Raw genomic sequence first — 18797 nt, forward strand, 5'->3', positions numbered from 1 at the left:
CTCGCTGTGTTTTTTCAAAGGAACCTCGACCATCCGAAACCGGATGGACGGGGTATCAACATATCTGGCGTTGACTTTTGGCACGCTGTTGAGTTCTCAAGGAACGGACGCTTCCTTCGTACTCACCCTCGCGGGCTTTCCTCCGGGCGCTTCCCTTCGGTGTTTCAAACTCTATCAGTGTTTTTCCGGCCCTCTGACCACCGTCCTGCGGACATGCAGGAGGAGACCCAGAGTTAGGATCTGAACGAGTTGAGTTGCTGCCGGGCGAGGACACTCGGCGTGTCACTCATCCCCCAGGCAGGAGTACGACTCTACACGGGGTCGCGGACCGCATGCAAATCCATTAGGCTAGGTGGTCTAGACCTCTGATCTGGACCTGTCGCCCGGAACCGGTACGTCATATGACATACGCTGCTGAACAGCGCGCCGTCCGGGGCGGGACAGTGACGGCACCCCTGTAGATCTCCACCCTGGGAGGCTTCCCATGACCACCGTGACGTCCCCGCTTGCAGGACGGGCCATCGGACTGGCGTCCGTACCCGACCCGGTCTTCTCCGGGGCCATGGTCGGCCCGGGTACAGCTATCGACCCTGTGCGGGAGCCCTCCGAGGCCGTCTCCCCCGTGGACGGCGTCATCGTCTCTCTGCACCCGCACGCTTTTGTCGTCGTCGACGAGAGCGGACACGGCGTGCTCACCCACCTCGGTATCGACACCGTGCAGCTCAACGGCGAGGGCTTCGAGCTGCTCGTCAACAAGGGCGACACCGTCACGCGCGGCCAGGGCATCGTGCGCTGGGACCCGGCTGCCGTCGAAGCCGCCGGGAAGTCCCCGGTGTGCCCGGTCGTGGCCCTCGAGGCCACGTCGGACGCCCTCTCCGAGCTGCGTGACGACGGCGATGTGAAGGTCGGTGACGGTCTCTTCCTCTGGAAGTGACACCGGTGCCGTCCCGGACGGCGAACAGGACGACCAACGCGGCGGCGGGAGCCGCCGCACTAGCGGAGACGGGTGAGATGGAGACAACGCTGCGAGGCGTCGGTGTGAGCCACGGTGTGGCGATCGGCGAGGTTCGGCACATGGGGACGGCGGTGCTCGAGCCGCCGGCCAAGCAGATTCCGGCGGAGGAAGCGGAGCGTGAGCAGGGGCGCGCCCGCAAGGCCGTGGAGGCCGTGGCCGCCGATTTGACGGCCCGCGGCAACCTGGCGGGGGGCGAGGCCCAGGCGGTGCTCGAGGCCCAGGCCATGATGGCCCAGGACCCCGAGCTGATGACGGACGTGGAGCGGCGCATCGCCGTCGGCAGCACCGCTGAGCGTGCCGTGTACGACGCGTTCGCCGCGTACCGCGAGCTGCTGGCGGGTGCCGGTGAGTACCTGGCGGGCCGCGTGGCCGACCTCGACGACGTGCGGAACCGCATCGTCGCGCGGCTGCTCGGGGTGCCGATGCCGGGTGTGCCGGACAGCGACGAGCCGTACGTTCTCGTGGCCCGTGACCTCGCTCCCGCGGACACGGCACTGCTGGACCCGACCCTGGTGCTCGGTTTCGTGACCGAGGAGGGCGGGCCCACCAGCCACAGCGCGATCCTGGCGCGTGCGCTCGGTGTTCCCGCCGTGGTCGCCCTGCCGGGTGCCGGCGAACTCGCCGAGGGCACCGTGATAGCGGTCGACGGCAGCACCGGCGAGATCTTCGTGAACCCGAACGAGGAGAAGAAGGCGCAGCTCGAGGCGGCGGCGGCCGAGCGCAGGGCGGCGCTGGCGGCGTCGACCGGGCCCGGCACGACCGCCGACGGCCACAAGGTGCCGCTGCTGGCCAACATAGGTGGTCCGGCGGACGTGGCGGCCGCCGTCGAGGCGGGTGCGGAGGGCGTGGGCCTCTTCCGCACGGAGTTCCTCTTCCTGGACGACAACAAGAACGCTCCTTCCGAGGAGAAGCAGGTCGCGGCGTACCGGCAGGTACTCGAGGCGTTCCCCGAGGGCCGGGTGGTGGTGCGGGTGCTGGACGCGGGTGCGGACAAGCCGCTGGACTTCCTCACTCCGGCCGACGAGCCGAACCCGGCGCTGGGCGTGCGCGGTCTGCGGACGCTGCTCGACCACCCCGAGGTGCTGCGCACCCAGCTGACGGCGCTGGCGAAGGCCGCGGAGGGGCTGCCCGTCCACCTCGAGGTCATGGCGCCGATGGTCGCGGACCGGGCCGACGCGCGGGCTTTCGCGGACGCGTGTCGGGCGGCGGGCCTGCGGGCGAAGTTCGGTGCGATGGTCGAGATCCCCTCGGCCGCGCTGCGGGCGCGCTCGATCCTGCGGGAGGTGGAGTTCCTGTCCCTGGGGACCAACGACCTCGCGCAGTACACCTTCGCCGCCGACCGCCAGGTGGGTGCCGTCTCCCGGCTGCAGGATCCGTGGCAGCCCGCTCTGCTCGACCTGGTGGCGCTGTCCGCGGAAGCGGCGAAGTCCGAGGGCAAGAGCTGTGGTGTCTGCGGCGAGGCCGCGTCGGATCCGCTGCTGGCCTGTGTGCTGGTCGGTCTGGGAGTCACCTCCCTCTCCATGGGGGCCGCGTCCCTTCCCTATGTACGGGCGGCGCTGTCGAAGTTCACGCTGGCGCAGTGTGAGCGGGCCGCGGCGGCGGCCCGGGCCGCGGACAGCGCCGAGGAGGCCCGTGACGCCGCGCAGGCGGTGCTTTCGGGCGAGTAGTCGGACGGCCGGCGGGCGGCCGGCTGTCCGGAGGGGCGCTCCACCCGCGGTGGGGCGCCCCTCCTCGGTTTCTCGGTTCAGTGGTGGTGGTCGGGGCCCGGACCTTCCTCCCCCAGGTCGGGCGGCTCGCAGTAGTCGACGTTGGACTCCGGCGGGATGAGGTCCCCGGATTCGGCGTCGGTGCAGTAGGCGTCGAAGACCTCTCCGGCGGTGAGGGGTTCGAGCCCGTGGGCGCGCAGGCGCCAGCCGTGGATGCGGTCGCGGGTGCCGGGCGCGCTGGTCCGCATGACCAGTCCGCCGGGGCTCTCGGTGGCGAGGCCGACGGCCAGGACGGTGGTGAACTCGAGGGCTTCGGCCTCGTCCAGTTCCATGCGGCCGGCGACGTCGTCGGCGTGCAGGACGGCGATGAGGGTCTCGGGCGGCCCCGAGACGCTGCACACGAGGTGCCGGTCTCCGGGTGGGGCCGTGTCGAGGATGCGGGTGAGGAGCCGGGAGGCGCGGGCGAAGGCGGCGCGGCCCAGGTCCTCGCCGCATGAGGCGCAGGGACCGAGGCGGGTGAGGAGCGTGGTCGCGTACTCCCAGGTCGTCCGGCGGACGGCCTCGTCGACGAGGGTGGGCAGCAGCTCGGCCAGGGGCTGGCCCTCGTAGAGGACCGTGGGTCCGGTGGCCGCGATCTCGGCCGTGAACCGGGTGCGGCTGGTCCGGCTGTCGGGGTCGAGGCCCGTTTTCCTGCAGAACTCCGTGTACTCCTCGGGGTCGAAGAGGGCCAGTGTGGTGTGGCTTCCCTGCAGTGCGCGTGTCCTGAGGAGGGCCTCCACGTGTTTGAGGTAGGCCGCGTGGTCGTCGAAGACGAAGCTCCGGTAGCGCCGCATGGCCCGGAAGTCGTGCTCGTCGGTCAGCAGGCCGATGGTGCCCGCCATCTCACGGCGCAGGACGCGTCGCAGGGTCCGGTGGTCGGTGTACGCCATGTCTCCCCCTCCGCACAGTCGATCAATGCTCACTCACAGTAATCGAGGGCACTGACAACGGCGTCCGCAGAGGACGGTGACGGTCGCGGTGACGAGGGGTTTCCCCGCGGGGACCGGTCGTCCCCGCGGGGCGGTCAGGCGCGCTTGCGGGCCAGGTCCTCGTAGAAGGCGAGCAGGTCGAGGTCGTCGATGGATCCCGGGTTGACCGCCTTGTGCAGGGGGGTGCCCTGGAGGAGCCGCTTGACCGGCACCTCGATGCGCTTGCCGGTGAGGGTGTGGGGGACTCCGGGCACCTCGATGACCTCGTCGGGGACGTGGCGGGGCGACAGTTGCTCGCGGATGGCCCGCTTGATGCGGTTCAGCAGGTCGTCGTCGAGGACGGCTTCCGGCGCCAGGTGCACGAACAGGGGCATCCAGTAGCCGCCGTCGGGCTGCTCGATGCCGATGACGAGGGACTCCTTGATCTCCGGGAGGCGCTCGACGACCTCGTAGATGTCGGCCGAGCCCATGCGGACGCCCTGGCGGTTGAGCGTGGAGTCGGAGCGGCCGTGGATGACGACGGAGCCGCGGGAGGTGACGGTGATCCAGTCGCCGTGCCGCCACACGCCGGGATAGGTGTCGAAGTAGCTGTCGTGGTAGCGGCTGCCGTCGGGGTCGTTCCAGAAGCGGATCGGCATGGACGGCATGGGGTTGGTGACGACCAGTTCGCCGACCTCGTCGATCAGGGGGTTGCCGTCCGGGTCCCAGGACTGCAGGTCGGTGCCCAGGCAGGGGGCCTGGAGCTCGCCCACGTGGACGGGGAGGGTCGGCACGGCTCCGGCGAAGCAGGAGCACACGTCCGTGCCGCCGCTGACGGAGGCGATCCACAGGTCGTCGCGGACCTCGTCGTGCAGCCAGCGGAAGCCGTCGGGGGGCAGCGGGGATCCGGTGGTGGCGACGCACTTCACCGCCGAGAGGTCGAAGTCGCGCGAGGGGTGCACGCCGGCCTTGCGGCAGGCCATGACGTAGGCGGCGGAGGTGCCGTAGAGGGTGGCGCCGGTGCGTTCGGCGATCCGCCACTGGGCGCCTGTGTCCGGGTGGCCGGGACTGCCGTCGTACAGGACGATCGTCGTTCCGGTCAGCAGGCCGGAGACGAGGAAGTTCCACATCATCCAGCCGGTCGAGGTGTACCAGAAGAAGCGGTCCTCCGGGCCCAGGTCGCAGTGCAGGCCGAGCTGCTTGAGGTGTTCGACGAGGATGCCGCCCTGGGACTGGACGATCGCCTTCGGCAGTCCGGTGGTGCCGGAGGAGTAGAGCACCCACAGGGGGTGGTCGAAGGGCACCTGCTCGAAGACCGGCTCGGTGTCGGCGGAGGTGAGGGCCGGCCAGTCCAGCGCGCCCTCGGGGCGTCGGTGCCGAGCAGGGGGATGTGCACGACGGCGCGCAGGGTGGGCAGTTCGCGGCGCAGTTCGGCGACGACGTCGCGCCGGTCGTGCTCCTTGCCGCCGTAGCGGTAGCCGTCGACGGTGAACAGGACGACCGGTTCGACCTGCTGGAAGCGGTCGAGGACGCTGCGTGCCCCGAAGTCGGGCGCGCAGGAGGTCCACACGCCGCCCACGGCCGCGGTGGCGAGGAGGGCGACGACGGCCTGCGGGATGTTCGGGAGGTAGCCGCTGACGCGGTCTCCGGGGCGCACTCCCAGGGAGCGCAGCTCGGCCGCGAGGGAGCCGACCTGGCGGCGCAGCTCGGCCCAGGTGACGGGGCGCGGGTCGTGGGTCTCGTCGACGTGGAGGAGGGCTGCCTCGTCCGCGCGGGACGCGGCCGCGCGCAGCGCGTGCTCGGCGTAGTTCAGGGTGGCTCCGGGGAACCACTGGGCGCCCGGCATCGAGCGGTCGCCCAGCACGCGCGTGCAGGGGGCCGAGAAGCGGACGTCGAACCACTCCGTGACCGCCTTCCAGAAGGTGTCCGGCTCGTCCACGGACCAGCGGTGCAGCGCCGCGTAGCCGCCGTCGGCGGGGGCGCCGTGGTGCTGGGCGGCCCATGCCTGGAACTTGGTGATCCGTGCTCGGGCGATGCGTTCCGGATCCGGCTGCCAGAGCGGCTGGGGGTTCACGGTCGACATGGGGCGGCTCCCGGACTGTGCGCGTCGTGTGCGTCTGCGCGCACGTGCTGGGGTGTGCGCGTGACGCGGCTGACAGGGACGATGCCATGTGATCGACTTCTGCACCAGGGTGCCCCCCACATAGTCCCCGGCGTGAAGATGTGGTCCGATCACGGGTGAACGGCAGTTGAACGACACTCGTGCGGGGTGCGGTCGATGGCAGGGTGAGCACCATGGACGGTCGTGACCTGGTGCGTTCGGTGAAGTCGGTCGGTTCGGTGGGGGCGGCTCAGGGGTTGCGTACCGTACGGGCAGCGTGGCGCAGGTGGCGGGCCGACGCCACCGGGCTGCCGCCGCGGGGGCCGGAGCGGGCGCGGGTGCCCGGGACCGTGCGGGAGGTGGAGTCGCAGGCCGGTGGCGGCGTCGTCCGGTTCGGCCGCTCGGAACTGCGGATCTTCGTGGCGGTGAACGGGGCCGTCTTCTGGGGCTGGGACGGGGCGGCTCCCGCGCCGTCCTACGCCCTGGCCGACCGCTGTCCCGATCCGGATCCGCGGGCGGCGCTGGAGCCGGACAAGGACGGCGGCTGGCGGGTGGTGGCCGAGCGGGTGACGGTCGTCGTCTCGCGGCACGGCGCGGTGGAGGTGCTCACCCCCGGGGGTGTGACGCTGCGGCGTGACCTGCCGCCGCGGTGGTGGGAGCCGGTGGGCGGTGGCGCGGCGCGCTGGATGCAGCGGTCGGAGGTGCCGGCGGACGCCCGCTTCTTCGGGCTCGGGGGGCGTGCGGCGGGTCCCCGGCTGCGGGACGGCACGTACCGGTTGTGGAACACCGCCCCCGGCCGGGCCTCCGGACCCGGTGACGGTCCGCTGGGCGTCACGATGCCGGTGCAGCTGGTGGTGGCCGACGCGGGCACGCACCTGGTGTTCCACGACAACTCGTGGGACGGCACCGTGACGCTGCGGGAGGGGGAGGAGGGCGCCGGTTCCGGGCACGACCGGGCCGGGACGAGTGAGCTGCGGATGGACGGCGGCCCCCTGCGCTGCTGGGTGATGGTGGGTGCTCCCGCACGCGTGCTGCTCACCTGGGCGTCGCTCACCGGTGCGCCCGCGCTTCCGCCCGCGTGGGCGCTCGGCCACCACCTCCTGCCGGAGGGCGCCGGCGACGAGGAGGAGCTGCGGAGGATCGTCACGGGCTGTCAGGAGCACGGGCTGCCGGTCGACGCCGTGCACCTCGGCATCGGCCACCTCGACGCCCGCCGGGTGTTCGGCGTCGACCAGGAGCGGTTCCCCAAGCTGCCGGTCCTCGCCGACGAGCTGCGGCGCGACGGGATCCGGCTGGTGTCGGCCGTCGGCCCGGCGGTGGAGCCCGTGCCCGGCGGCACCGTGTACGACGGGGGGACGGCGCGGGACGCGTTCGTGCGGGGCTCCTCCGGGGAGGTCGTGCGGGGGGTCGCGTGGCCCGGGGAGGCGGTCTTCCCGGACTTCACGCACGCGCGCGTGCGCGAGTGGTGGGGCGGGCTGTACGCGGAGGGCCTGGCGCAGGGGTTCTCCGGTTTCCGGCACGACCTGGACGAGCCGACGTCGTTCACGGCCTTCGGGGAGTCGACGCTCCCGCGCTCGGCCCGGCACGCCCTGGACGGACGGGCCGGCGACCACCGTGAGGCGCACAACGTGTACGCGCTGTGCATGGCCCGGGCGGCGTTCGAAGGAGTGCGGGGCGCGGCGCCCCACGAGCGGCCGTTCGTGTTCTCGCGTTCCGGGTGGGCCGGTATGCAGCGCTACGGCGGAACGTGGCCGGGCGAGGTGGCGCCGGGGTGGCCCGGGCTGCGTGCGGGGCTGGCGCTGGTCCTGGGGCTGGGACTGTGCGGTGTCCCCTGCGCGGGGCCGGACGTCGGCGGCTCCGGCGGGGAGCCGTCACCCGAGCTGTATCTGCGCCGGCTGCAGCTGGGCGCCTACTTGCCGCTGCTGCGCACGCGCACCGGTCCGCGTGCGGGGAGCGGGGAGCCGTGGGAGTTCGGCGCCGAGGTCCTGGAGCACGCGCGCGCGGCGCTCGTCGAACGCCGGCGGCTGCTGCCGTACTTCATGACGCTGGCGCATCTGGCCCGGCGCACCGGAGCGCCCCTCGTGCGGCCGCTGTGGTGGTCGGCTCCCGAGGAGCGCGCTCTGCGCGACTGCGAGGACGCCTTCCTGCTGGGCGACTGTCTGTTGGTGGCGCCCGTGCTCGACCCGGGTGCGGACCGGCGGGCCGTCCGCCTGCCCGGGGGACGCTGGTACGACACGGTGACGGAACGGGCGTACGAGGGACCGGCCCAGGTGCTGGTCGAGGCGCCGCCGGAGCGGATCCCGGTGTTCGCACGCGCGGGTGCGATCCTTCCCGTGCGGGGCGAGGGGGGCGGGCCGGAGCTGGAGGTGTGGGCCCCCGCGCGGGGGCGGACCGGGGGCGGGCTGGTCGTGCCGGACGCCGGTGACGGGTGGGAGGAGCCGGAGACCGAGCGCTACACCTCCCGTTGGGAGGGTCCGCGGCTCGTCGTCGAGCGGGAGGGCGAGGACGGCGCCGGTGAGCCGGCCCGTCCGGTGCGCGTCCGCGGGCTCGGGCCGGACCGGGATCAGATGTAGCGGCCCTCGAACCAGGCCCGCACGGCCAGGGTGTGCAGGGGGAAGGCGAGTTCCTCCGGGCGGCGCAGGAGGTGCCAGCCCTCCGTCTCGTCGGTGGCGGCGGAGGGCGGCAGGCCCCCGGCGGGGCGTTCCGGGAGGAGCCCGAACAGCAGCAGGTGTCCGTCGGGCGAGCTCATGGCGTCGGCGAGCCGTACGTCGCGGCTCGCCGCGTCGATGCCGGTCTCCTCCCTGAGCTCGCGGACGACCGCCTGGCGCCAGTCCTCGCGGTCGTCGATGTAGCCGCCGGGCAGAGCGGTGCCCCCGCGCGCGGGAGCGACGGTCCGGGTGATGACGACCAGGGCGGTGCCGTGCGTGTCGTACACGGGCTGGAGGGCCACCGCGACCGGCAGCGGGTTGCGGTAGGCCACGGTGCCGCAGGCCGGGCAGGTGCGGGGCCAGCCGGAGACGCCCTCCCCGAAGGGCGTGCCGCAGCTCGAACAGTGGGAGCCCGGCGCGGAGTTGGGAACGGGTGTTTGCGTTTCGGACACGCGCGGACTGTATCCGATCGCCGGGAGGACGTCTCCGGGGGGTCGCTCAGCGGCGGCCGGTGAGCGACGCGCGGGACACCGGGAAGTCGAAGTAGGTGTCCGGGTGGGGTTCGGGCTTGAAGGTGTAGTGCCACCACTCCTCGGCGAGGTTCACGAACCCGAGGTCTTCCAGGGTGTCCTTGAGCAGCAGCCGGTGGGCCCGTTGCTGGCCCCGGACGCGGGGGTCGAGGGTGTGGCTGAGCGTGTCGAAGCAGTCGTAGCCGGTGCCCATGTCGACGGAGTTGTCGGGGAACCGCTCGTCCTCGGGGGCGAAGCAGGGGGTCAGGGGCTGTCCGGGACGGTACGGCCGGGTCGGCCGCGCGGGGAGCTTCACGAGGGTGAGGTCCACCGTCGAGCCGCGGCTGTGGCCGGACTTCTCCGCGATGTAGCCGTCGGCGAACAGCCGGCTCTTGTCGACGTCCGGGTAGAACTCGTCCTTCATCGCCTGGTCGTCGAGGTCCTCGGCCCAGCGCACGAAGTGGTCCACCGCGCGCTGCGGCCGGTAGCAGTCGTACACCTTGAGGGAGTAGCCCTGACTCAGCAGCCTGCTCTGCGCCGCGTGGAGGGCCCGGGCGGCGGGGCGGGTGAGGATGCACAGCGGCTGCCGGTAGCCGTCGATGCGCTCGCCCACGAAGTTGTGCGGGGTGAAGTAACGGATCTCCTCGATGATCGTCGGGTCCACGCTGCGCAGCGCCACGAAGTCCTCGGGCGCCTTGGGCTCGGGCTCGGCCCGGGCGGGGGCGGACGCGGCGGTCGCGGTCAGCAGGGCGGCGATCGCGGTGACCAGTCCGCGTACCGCGGTGGAGAGTCGTGTCATGTCTCCTGCATGTATCAGGAATGGGCCGCGCCGGGGAAGCACCCTGCCCTTCCGGGGCGGCTCACGACACCCTCCTGGCGTTGCGTCAGGAGGGGCGCGGGGCGGTCTTCGCCGCCCCGCGCGACCGACACGGAACTCCCCTGGGAGCCGCGCGCGTTGAACGGTGAACGTGGTGGAGCCGGACGACGCGGCGCGGGAAGCCGACGGGGGCGACGGTACGGCAGAGTGACCGCTCCGGAACCGTGTGTGAACGTCTCATGAACTGCGCTCGGGCAGGCTCGGGCGGCGCCATCATGCTCCCGTGAGCTCCTGGACGGACCGTCTCCGTTTCGCGTTCCAACCGGTGGTCAACCTGACGACCGGCGGGGTGGCGGGCCTGGAGATACTGGCCCGCCCCGAGACCGGCGACATCCTGGCCGAGGCCCGGCGCGACCCCGAACTGGACCGGCGGCTGGCGGTGTCGGCGGTACGGGCGGCGGTCAGCAGGGAGACGCTGCTCCCCCTGTACGTCAACGTGTTCGCGGGCACCCTCGCCGATCTCGGCGGTCTCGCCCCGGTGCACGACGCGGTGCGCGAGGCGGGCCGGCTGCCGTGGGAGGTGACGATCGACATCGGTCCGCCGTACACGCACGTGCCGCGGCGGGCGCTGCTGGACGCGGTCGCCGTACTGCGCGGCCAGGGCTTCCGCATCTGCGCGGACGGGGTCGGGGACGGGGAGATCCCGCTGCGCCTGCTCACGGACCTCGCGCCCGACCTGGTCAAGCTGGACGCGTCGCTGCTGGCGCGGCCCGCGGCGATACGGGCGATGCGGACGCTGTGCGAGGAGCTGGGGGCGCTGTTGTCCGTCGAGGGCGTCGAGACCGAGGGACAGTGCGCGACGGCACTGACGGCGGGGGCCCAGCTGGCCCAGGGCGAGCTGTTCGCTCCGCCGGCCCGGCTGCCTGCCGCGGACGTGTACGTTCCGCCGCGCTCCCCCGGCGCGGTGGCGGTGCCCCGGTCCGGGCCGTCGGTGCGGGAGTTCGTACGGCCGGCCGCGCTGCTGCCCGCCACCGCGTCCGCCGGTCAGGTGCGGGCCCTGCTGACCGGCTCCCCCGACGTGTCCGGGGTGCTGCTCGTGGACCGGGCCGGGGTTCCGGTGCGGTCGGTGCACCGCTCGCGCTTCCTGCTGTCGATGTCCGGGCGCTACGGGCACGCGCTGTACGCCGACCGGCCGGCCGCCAGGCTCGGGGACCCGCCGCGGACGGTGGGCGTGGACGCCACGGCCTGGGAGGTCCTGGAAGTGGTGGCGGTCGGGGACCGGGCCCGCACGTCGGACGACGTGGCCGTCGTGGACGGGCACGGCCGGTGCGTGGGCGTCGTACGGCTCGCGGACCTGGTGCGCGCGCTCGCCGAGACCCGGGTGGAGGAGGCGGCGGGGCTCAATCCGCTCACCCGGTTGCCCGGGTCGGACGCGATCACCGGTGAGGTGGACCGGTGGATCGCGGACGGCCGGGGGTTCGCGCTCAGCTGGCTGGACGTCGACCACTTCAAGCAGGTGAACGACGGGGCCGGGTTCGCGGCGGGCGACGAGCTCATCCGCGCGGTGGGGCGGGCGCTGCAGCGGGCCGCGTCGGGCAGCGCGGGCGTGGGGCACATCGGCGGGGACGACTTCCTGGTGCTCTCCGTTCCGGAGGAGCTCGAGCCGCTGGTGTCCTCGGTCCTGGACGTGCCCTGGTCGGCCGGCGGGTACCCGGTCACGCTGTCGCTGGCCACGGTCCTGTGCACGCCGGGCAGTGTGACGGACCATCGGCAGGCGGCCGCTTGTCTGGCCACGCTGAAGAAGGCGGCCAAGGCGCTGCACGGGACGAGTTGGGTGCTGGGCAGGGCGGGCGCGGCCGGGCACGAGATCCGCCGCGGCACCGAGAGGGCACCGGCGCCGACGGGATGAGGGGTGACGGCTCCGGACGGGGGCCGAGCGGGCGCCGGGGCCGCTGTCCGTGTGCGCGAGGAGCGGAGGGGGCCGGCGCCGTGGTGGCCGGGTGAGCGCCGGAGGCGGACCGCGGACGGGCCTCACCGCTCTCACCGGCGAGCCGGCCGGGGAACCACGCGACGGCACCACCGCGTCCGGATCCCGCCGGTGCCGTCGCGAAGGACGCTCCCGCGGCCGGAGGGCCGACAACCGTTCCGGTCGGCTGCCTTGACGCCCCCCGGGTGCCGGTGAACACTTCCGGTGTCAGCCGACATCGCCGTACATCTCGGTGTATTCCGGCACGCCGCCGCTGGGGTCCTCCTGCGCCACGGCCCACTCCCCCACCGGCGATCCGGCTGCGACGGCACGCTCGTCACGGACGCCGGGCGGGGCGCGGTACCCCCCTGCCTCCGGCCGAAGTCGCCATGGGAAACGCACCCTGCACGTGAGGCCCGGGGCGGATCGTCCCGGGCCGTGGCCCAGGAGCCGCCATGAGCAACGGAGACATCTTCGTCGGGGAAGTCATCGGCACCGCGATCCTGATCCTGTTCGGCGCCGGTGTGGTCGCGGCCGTCGTGCTGAACCACTCCAAGGCGAAGGACGCCGGCTGGATCGTCATCGCGTTCGGCTGGGGATTCGGCGTGCTGGCCGGGGCGTACACCGCCGCCCCGCTGTCCGGCGGGCACCTCAACCCGGCGGTCACCCTCGGGATCGCCGTGGACACCGGGGAATGGGACACGGTCCACGTCTACGTCGCCGGGCAGATGGCCGGCGCGATGCTCGGCGCCGTGCTCTGCTGGCTGGTCTACTACGCGCAGTTCCGGGCCAACGCCGAGGAGGACGTCGCCCAGCCGACGCTCGGGATCTTCTCCACGGCACCGGCGATCCGCAATCCCGTGGCGAACCTCGTCACCGAGATCATCGCCACCGTGGGCCTGGTGCTGCCGATCCTGGCCTTCGGCCTGACGGAGGGGCTCGGCGAGTCGGGCACCGCGATCCTCGTCGTCTCGTTCCTGGTGGTGGGCATCGGCCTGTCGCTCGGCGGTCCCACGGGGTACGCCATCAACCCCGCGCGCGACCTGGGGCCGCGCCTGGTGCACGCACTGCTGCCGATCCCCGACAAGGGGACCTCGGACTGGGGTTACGCGTGGGTTCCCGTCGTGGGACCGCTCATCGGCGGAGCGCTGTCCGGGATCGTCTTCAACGCAGCCTTCTGAACGGACCTCCGCACGAACCGACGAAGGGGACGTCATGACGGACAAGTTCGTCGCCGCCATCGATCAGGGCACCACGTCCAGCCGCTGCATCGTCTTCGACCGGAACGGCGCGGTCGTCGCCGCCGACCAGCGCGAGCACCGCCAGATCTTCCCCAAGCCGGGCTGGGTGGAGCACGACGCCACCGAGATCTGGTCCAAGGTGCAGGCCGTGGTCGCCGGAGCGCTCGCCAGGGCCGGCCTGCGCGCCGACCAGCTCAGCGCCCTCGGCATCACCAACCAGCGCGAGACGACGGTCCTGTGGGACCGCACCACGGGCAAACCCGTGCACAACGCGATCGTGTGGCAGGACACGCGGACCGCCGCGCTGTGCGACCAGCTGGGCGGCCCGGACGGGCAGGACCGTTTCCGCGAACGGACGGGGCTGCCGCTGGCCAGCTACTTCTCCGGCCCCAAGGCGGCCTGGCTGCTGGACAACGTGCCCGGACTGAGGACCCGTGCGGAGAACGGCGAGATCGCGTTCGGCACCATCGACTCCTGGCTGATCTGGAACCTCACCGGCGGCCCCGACGGGGGACGGCACGTCACCGACGTGACCAACGCCGGGCGGACCATGCTGATGAACCTCCGGACGCTCCAGTGGGACGCGTCCGTCCTGTCCGCGATGAACGTGCCCGAGGCGGTCCTGCCGGAGATCAGGTCCTCCGCCGAGGTCTACGGCACCGCCGTGGGCCGGCTCTCGGGCGTGCCGGTGGCCTCGGCGCTGGGCGACCAGCAGGCGGCCGTGTTCGGACAGGCCTGCTACGACGTGGGCACGGCGAAGAACACCTACGGCACGGGCAGCTTCCTGCTGCTCAACACCGGCAACCGGCCGGTGCCGTCGAAGAACGGGCTGCTGACGACGATGGGCTACAAGATCGGCGACGAGGCGCCCGTCTACTGCCTGGAGGGGTCGATGGCCGTCACGGGCGCGCTGGTGCAGTGGTTCCGCGACCAGCTCGGCATCATCCGCAGCGCGGACGAGATCGAGCCGCTGGCGGCGAGCGTGGACGACAACGGCGGGGCCTACATCGTGCCCGCGTTCTCCGGGCTGTTCGCGCCGTACTGGCGCTCCGACGCGCGCGGTGTGGTCACGGGACTCACCCGGTACGTGACCAAGGCGCACCTCGCGCGCGCGGTGCTCGAGGCGACGAGCTGGCAGACGCGCGAGGTCGTGGACGCCATGTACCAGGACTCGGGGGTCCGGATCACCGCCCTGAAGGTCGACGGCGGCATGACGGGGAACAGCCTGCTCATGCAGCACCAGGCGGATGTGCTCGGCGTTCCGGTGATCCGTCCCGGGGTCTCCGAGACGACCTGCCTGGGCGCCGCCTACGCGGCCGGTCTCGCCACGGGCGTGTGGGGCGGCCTCGACGAACTCAGGTCCCACTGGCGGAAGGACGCCGAGTGGACGCCGGGCATGGAGGCGTCCGTGCGGGACCGCGAGTACCGCAACTGGCGGAAGGCGGTGGAGAAGAGCTTCGGCTGGGTGGAGGACGGCGGCTGACCACGCGCGCGGAGCGCCGTTCCCCGGGCCGCGGCCCGTGACTCCGGTCGGCCGGAGCACGGGCCGCGGTCCGCGGCCTCAGGCGGTGACCGTCCGGCGGTGCCGCGCGCCCTGGGTCATGGCGTGCTGGACGACACCGACGAGGACCTCCTTGACCGATTCGCGGTCCCTGGCGTCGCACATCAGCAGGGGCACGTGGTCGTCGAGGTCGAGCGCCCGGCGGACGTCGTCGACCGGGTACCGCGCGGCGCCCTCGAAGCAGTTGACGCCGACGAGGAACGGGATGGAGCGCCGCTCGAAGTAGTCGATGGCCGCGAAGCAGTCCTCCAGGCGCCGGGTGTCGGCGAGGACGACCGCGCCGAGGGCGCCCTCGGACAGCTCGTCCCACATGAACCAGAACCGCTCCTGGCCGGGCGTGCCGAAGAGGTACAGCACCAGGTCCTCGCGCAGCGTGATGCGGCCGAAGTCCATGGCCACGGTGGTGGTGTTCTTGGCCTCCACACCGCTGGTGTCGTCGACCGGACGGCCCGCCTCGGTGAGCAGTTCCTCGGTGCGCAGCGGCCTGATCTCGCTGACCGCGCCGACGAGCGTGGTCTTGCCCACGCCGAAGCCGCCGGCCACCAGGATCTTGAGGGTGACGGGCTCGACCGGGGGCTTGCCGCGCTCAGAGCGCCCGAAGATCATCGATCTCTTCTCCTGCTCGATGGGGATCGGGCGGCGGGCCGTATCCCCCGCCGCCGGGGGTTTCGACGACGAGTACGTCGCCGGGGCCGACGTCAGCCGAGTCGCTCCCGGCGAGTCGGGTGACCGTGCCGTCCGCCCGTTCGACCCGGCCGGCGCCCGGTGCGCCCGGCCGGCCGCCGGCCATGCCGTACGGGGGGACCCTGCGGTGCTGGGACAGGGTGGAGACGGTCATGGGCTCCAGGAAGCGGATGCGGCGCACGGCCCCGTCCCCGCCGCGCCACCGCCCGGCGCCGCCGCTGCCGCGGCGCACCGCGAACTCCTCGAGGCGGACGGGCAGCCTCCACTCCAGGACCTCGGGGTCGGTGAGCCGTGAGTTGGTCATGTGCGTCTGCACGACGGACGCGCCGGGGAAGCCGTCTCCCGCGCCCGAGCCGGAGGCGACGGTCTCGTAGTACTGGTGGCGTGCGTTGCCGAAGGCGACGTTGTTCATCGTGCCGGAGCCCTCGGCCTGGACGCCGAGCGCCGCGTACAGGGCGCCGGTGATCGCCTGGGAGGTCTCCACGTTGCCGGCGACGACGGCGGCCGGCGGCTCGGGCGCCAGCATGGAGCCGGGCGGCACGATGATCCTCAGCGGGCGCAGACTGCCGTCGTTGAGCGGGATGTCGTCGGCGACCAGGGTGCGGAAGACGTACAGGACGGCCGCGTTGACGACCGAGAGGGGGGCGTTGAAGTTGGTGGGCAGCTGGGCGGAGGTGCCGGTGAAGTCGACGGTCGCGGAGCGGCTCGCGCGGTCCACGCGCACCCGCACGCGGATGACCGCGCCCGAGTCGGTCTCGTAGGCGTACTCGCCGTCGTCGAGGGCGTCGACGACGCGGCGCACCGCCTCCTCGGCGTTGTCCTGGACGTGCTTCATGTACGCCTGGACGACGTCGAGGCCGAAGTCCTCGATCATGCGGCCGACCTCGTCGACGCCCTTGCGGTTGGCGGCGATCTGGGCCCGCAGGTCGGCGAGGTTGGTCTTCGGGTCGCGGGACGGATGGGGCGCCTCGGTGAGGAGCCGGAGGGTCTCCTCCTCGCGGAAGCGGCCGTTCTCGGTGAGCAGCCAGTTGTCGAAGAGGACGCCCTCCTCGTCGATGGTGCGGCTGCCGGCCGGCATCGAGCCCGGGGCGATGCCGCCGATCTCGGCGTGGTGGCCGCGGGAGGCGACGTGGAAGAGGACCTCGCGGTCACGCTCCGTGTCGCCGGTCGGCCCGCTGCCGAAGACCGGGGTGATCACGGTGACGTCGGGCAGGTGGGTGCCGCCGTGGTACGGGTCGTTGACGGCGTAGGTGTCGCCGGGGCGCATGGACGGGCCGCGCCGCCGGATGACCTCTTTGACGCCGGTGCCCATCGAGCCCAGGTGGACGGGGATGTGCGGGGCGTTGGCCACCAGGTTCCCGTCCGGGTCGAAGAGGGCGCAGGAGAAGTCCAGGCGTTCCTTGATGTTGACGGACTGGGCGGTGGACTCCAGGCGGGCGCCCATCTGTTCAGCAATGGACATGAAGAGGTTGTTGAAGACCTCGAGCAGGACCGGGTCGACTTCCGTGTCGACGTCGGAACTCTGCGTGACCGCCACGCGTTCCATGACCAGATGCCCGTCGTGGGTCGCCGCGGCCCGCCAGCCGTCGTCGACGACGGTCGTCGCGCCGGATTCGGTGATGATCGCCGGGCCGGTGACGGTGCCGCCGGGGGGAAGGTCCTCGCGGCGGTGGAGGGGTACGTCACGCCAGGCGCCGCCGGTGTGCAGGCGGACGGTCCGCGGGGCGGCGGTGCCGCTTTCGGAGGGGTGCCCGCGAGGGGCGAGGGCGGAGAGATCGGGGGGTTCGATGATGCCGGTGGCTTCGACGGAGAGGGCTTCGACCACGATCGGCCGGTCGAGCGTGAAGGAGTACGTGGCGCGATGACGTTCTTCGAAGACGCGGCGCATCGTGTCGGGCTCGGTCAGCTCGACGGTGAGGGTGGTGTCGGTTCCGTCGTAACGGAGCTGGGCGCGGCGCGTGACCTCGATCCGCTCCTCGGGGACGTCCTCGGCGAGGAGTTCGGCGCGGGCCGCCGCCTCCAGGTCGTCGGCGGCCTCGCGGACGCCGGGCATCGCGGCGGGCTCCAGGGATGCCTCGACGGCGCGTTCGCGCATGGCCGTGGTGTCGGCCAGGCCGATGCCGAGCGCGGACAGGACGCCCGCCATGGGCGGGACGAGGACGGTGCGGATGCCGAGGGAGTCGGCGACCATGCACGCGTGCTGTCCGCCCGCGCCACCGAAGGTGGTGAGGGCGTAGCGGGTGATGTCGTGGCCCTTCTGCACGGAGATCCGCTTCACGGCGCCCGCGATGTTGGCGACGGCGATCTGCAGGTAGCCCTCGGCGACCTGCTCGGGGGTGCGGTCGTCGCCGGTCCGCTCCCGGATCTCGCGGGCGAGGGCGGTGAAGCGGTCACGGACGAGCGCGGCGTCGAGGGACTGGTCGCCGTCCGGGCCGAACACGGCCGGGAAACGGGCGGGTTGGATCCGGCCGAGCATGACGTTGGCGTCGGTGACGGCGAGCGGGCCGCCGCGCCGGTAGCAGGCGGGCCCCGGGTCCGCGCCCGCCGAGTCCGGCCCCACCCGGTAGCGGGAGCCGTCGAAGTGGAGGACCGAGCCGCCGCCGGCGGCCACGGTGTGCATGTCCAGCATGGGTGCGCGCAGCCGGACGCCGGCGACCTGCGTGGTGAAGACGCGTTCGTACTCGCCCGCGAAGTGCGAGACGTCGGTGGAGGTGCCGCCCATGTCGAAGCCGATGACGCGGTCGAAGCCGGCCAGCTGCGACATGCGCGCCATGCCGACGATGCCGCCCGCCGGCCCGGACAGGACGGCGTCCTTGCCGCGGAACTGCCCGGCCTCGGCGAGTCCGCCGTTGGACTGCATGAACATCAGCCGCACGCCTTCGAGCTCGTCGGCGACGTGCCGTACGTAGCGGCGCAGCACGGGCGAGAGGTAGGCGTCGGCGACGGCGGTGTCACCGCGCGGGACGAGCTTCATCAGCGGGCTGACCTCGCTGGACAGCGAGATCTGCGGGAATCCGATCCGGGCGGCGAATTCTCCGATCATCTGTTCGTGGGCGGGGTGGAGGTGGCTGTGCAGGCAGACCACGGCGACGGCGCGGACACCGGCGTCGTACGCCTGCCGCAGCGGCTCGGTGAGGGCGTCCAGGTCCGGGGGGCGCAGGACGGTGCCGTCGGCGGCGATGCGCTCGTCGACCTCGACGACCCGTTCGTACAGCGGGTCGGGCAGTTCGATGCGGCGGGCGAAGATGCGGGGGCGGTTCTGGTAGGCGATGCGCAGGGCGTCGCGGAAGCCGCGGGTGACGATCAGCAGGGTGCGCTCGCCCTTGCGCTCGAGGAGGGCGTTGGTGGCGACCGTGGTGCCCATGCGTACGGCGTCGACGGGATCGTCCGATCCGGCCAGCAGCGCGCGGACGCCCGCGACGGCCGCGTCGGCGACGGGCGTCCCCGCGTGCGGGCCCGGCCCCGGGGGCCGGAGGGCCGGGGTGTCCGAGAGCAGTTTGTGCGTGAGCAGCCGGCCGTCCGGGCGCCGCGCGACGATGTCGGTGAAGGTGCCGCCCCGGTCGATCCAGAACTGCCAGCCTGTCACGTCAGTGCTCCGCTTC

At 72.7% G+C, this 18797-nt stretch carries 11 protein-coding genes and 1 pseudogene; 6 read left to right on the forward strand and 6 right to left on the reverse strand.

All coding sequences use genetic code 11. The features are described from left to right. Nucleotides 1-484: 484 nt before the first annotated feature. On the forward strand, nt 485-934 hold the full coding sequence (locus GL259_RS07960; protein WP_159530547.1) for a PTS glucose transporter subunit IIA: 450 nt from the start codon (nt 485-487) through the stop codon (nt 932-934). 77 nt (nt 935-1011) lie between these two features. Next, nucleotides 1012-2682, forward strand: a complete 1671-nt coding sequence (ptsP, locus tag GL259_RS07965) for a phosphoenolpyruvate--protein phosphotransferase (RefSeq protein WP_159530549.1) — start codon at nt 1012-1014, stop codon at nt 2680-2682. 77 nt (nt 2683-2759) lie between these two features. Here ptsP and GL259_RS07970 read toward each other — a convergent pair whose 3' ends face one another. Together GL259_RS07970 and GL259_RS07975 are read right to left on the reverse strand one after the other, a co-directional pair. Continuing rightward, nucleotides 2760-3650, reverse strand: coding sequence for a hypothetical protein (locus GL259_RS07970; RefSeq protein ID WP_159530551.1), 891 nt, complete (start codon nt 3648-3650; stop codon nt 2760-2762). Nucleotides 3651-3784: 134 nt separating this feature from the next. Next, nucleotides 3785-5751, reverse strand: a pseudogene (locus tag GL259_RS07975) (acetoacetate--CoA ligase). A 212-nt stretch (nt 5752-5963) separates the two neighbouring features. Between GL259_RS07975 and GL259_RS07980 the strand changes: the two are divergent. Further along, nucleotides 5964-8342 carry a glycoside hydrolase family 31 protein gene (locus GL259_RS07980; protein WP_159530552.1) on the forward strand — a complete coding sequence of 793 codons (2379 nt, stop codon included), beginning with the start codon at nt 5964-5966 and terminating at the stop codon, nt 8340-8342. Here GL259_RS07980 and GL259_RS07985 read toward each other — a convergent pair. Next, complete coding sequence (locus GL259_RS07985) at nt 8333-8869, reverse strand: NUDIX domain-containing protein (protein WP_159530554.1); 537 nt, start codon at nt 8867-8869, stop codon at nt 8333-8335. The genes GL259_RS07980 and GL259_RS07985 overlap by 10 nt on opposite strands. A 46-nt stretch (nt 8870-8915) precedes the next feature. Further along, on the reverse strand, nt 8916-9725 hold the full coding sequence (locus GL259_RS07990) for a M15 family metallopeptidase (RefSeq protein WP_159530556.1): 810 nt from the start codon (nt 9723-9725) through the stop codon (nt 8916-8918). Nucleotides 9726-10026: 301 nt separating this feature from the next. Here GL259_RS07990 and GL259_RS07995 point away from each other — a divergent pair, with 301 nt between their 5' ends. The 3 genes from GL259_RS07995 to glpK all read left to right on the forward strand — a co-directional run bounded on the left by GL259_RS07995 (nt 10027) and on the right by glpK (nt 14433). Further along, nucleotides 10027-11652, forward strand: coding sequence for a GGDEF domain-containing protein (locus GL259_RS07995; RefSeq protein WP_159530558.1), 1626 nt, complete (start codon nt 10027-10029; stop codon nt 11650-11652). A 512-nt stretch (nt 11653-12164) separates the two neighbouring features. Beyond that, on the forward strand, nt 12165-12890 hold the full coding sequence (locus GL259_RS08000) for an MIP/aquaporin family protein (RefSeq protein ID WP_159530561.1): 726 nt from the start codon (nt 12165-12167) through the stop codon (nt 12888-12890). A gap of 34 nt (nt 12891-12924) precedes the next feature. Then, on the forward strand, nt 12925-14433 hold the full coding sequence (glpK, locus tag GL259_RS08005) for a glycerol kinase GlpK (RefSeq protein ID WP_159530563.1): 1509 nt from the start codon (nt 12925-12927) through the stop codon (nt 14431-14433). A gap of 78 nt (nt 14434-14511) precedes the next feature. Here glpK and GL259_RS08010 read toward each other — a convergent pair whose 3' ends face one another. Then, nucleotides 14512-15117, reverse strand: coding sequence for an ATP/GTP-binding protein (locus tag GL259_RS08010; RefSeq protein WP_159530565.1), 606 nt, complete (start codon nt 15115-15117; stop codon nt 14512-14514). Further along, complete coding sequence (locus GL259_RS08015) at nt 15098-18781, reverse strand: hydantoinase B/oxoprolinase family protein (RefSeq protein WP_159530567.1); 3684 nt, start codon at nt 18779-18781, stop codon at nt 15098-15100. The genes GL259_RS08010 and GL259_RS08015 overlap by 20 nt, the downstream gene beginning before the upstream one ends. Between the last annotated feature and the right edge of the window lie 16 nt (nt 18782-18797).

It is taken from the genome of Streptomyces sp. Tu 3180 (assembly GCF_009852415.1).
Lineage (GTDB): Bacteria > Actinomycetota > Actinomycetes > Streptomycetales > Streptomycetaceae > Streptomyces.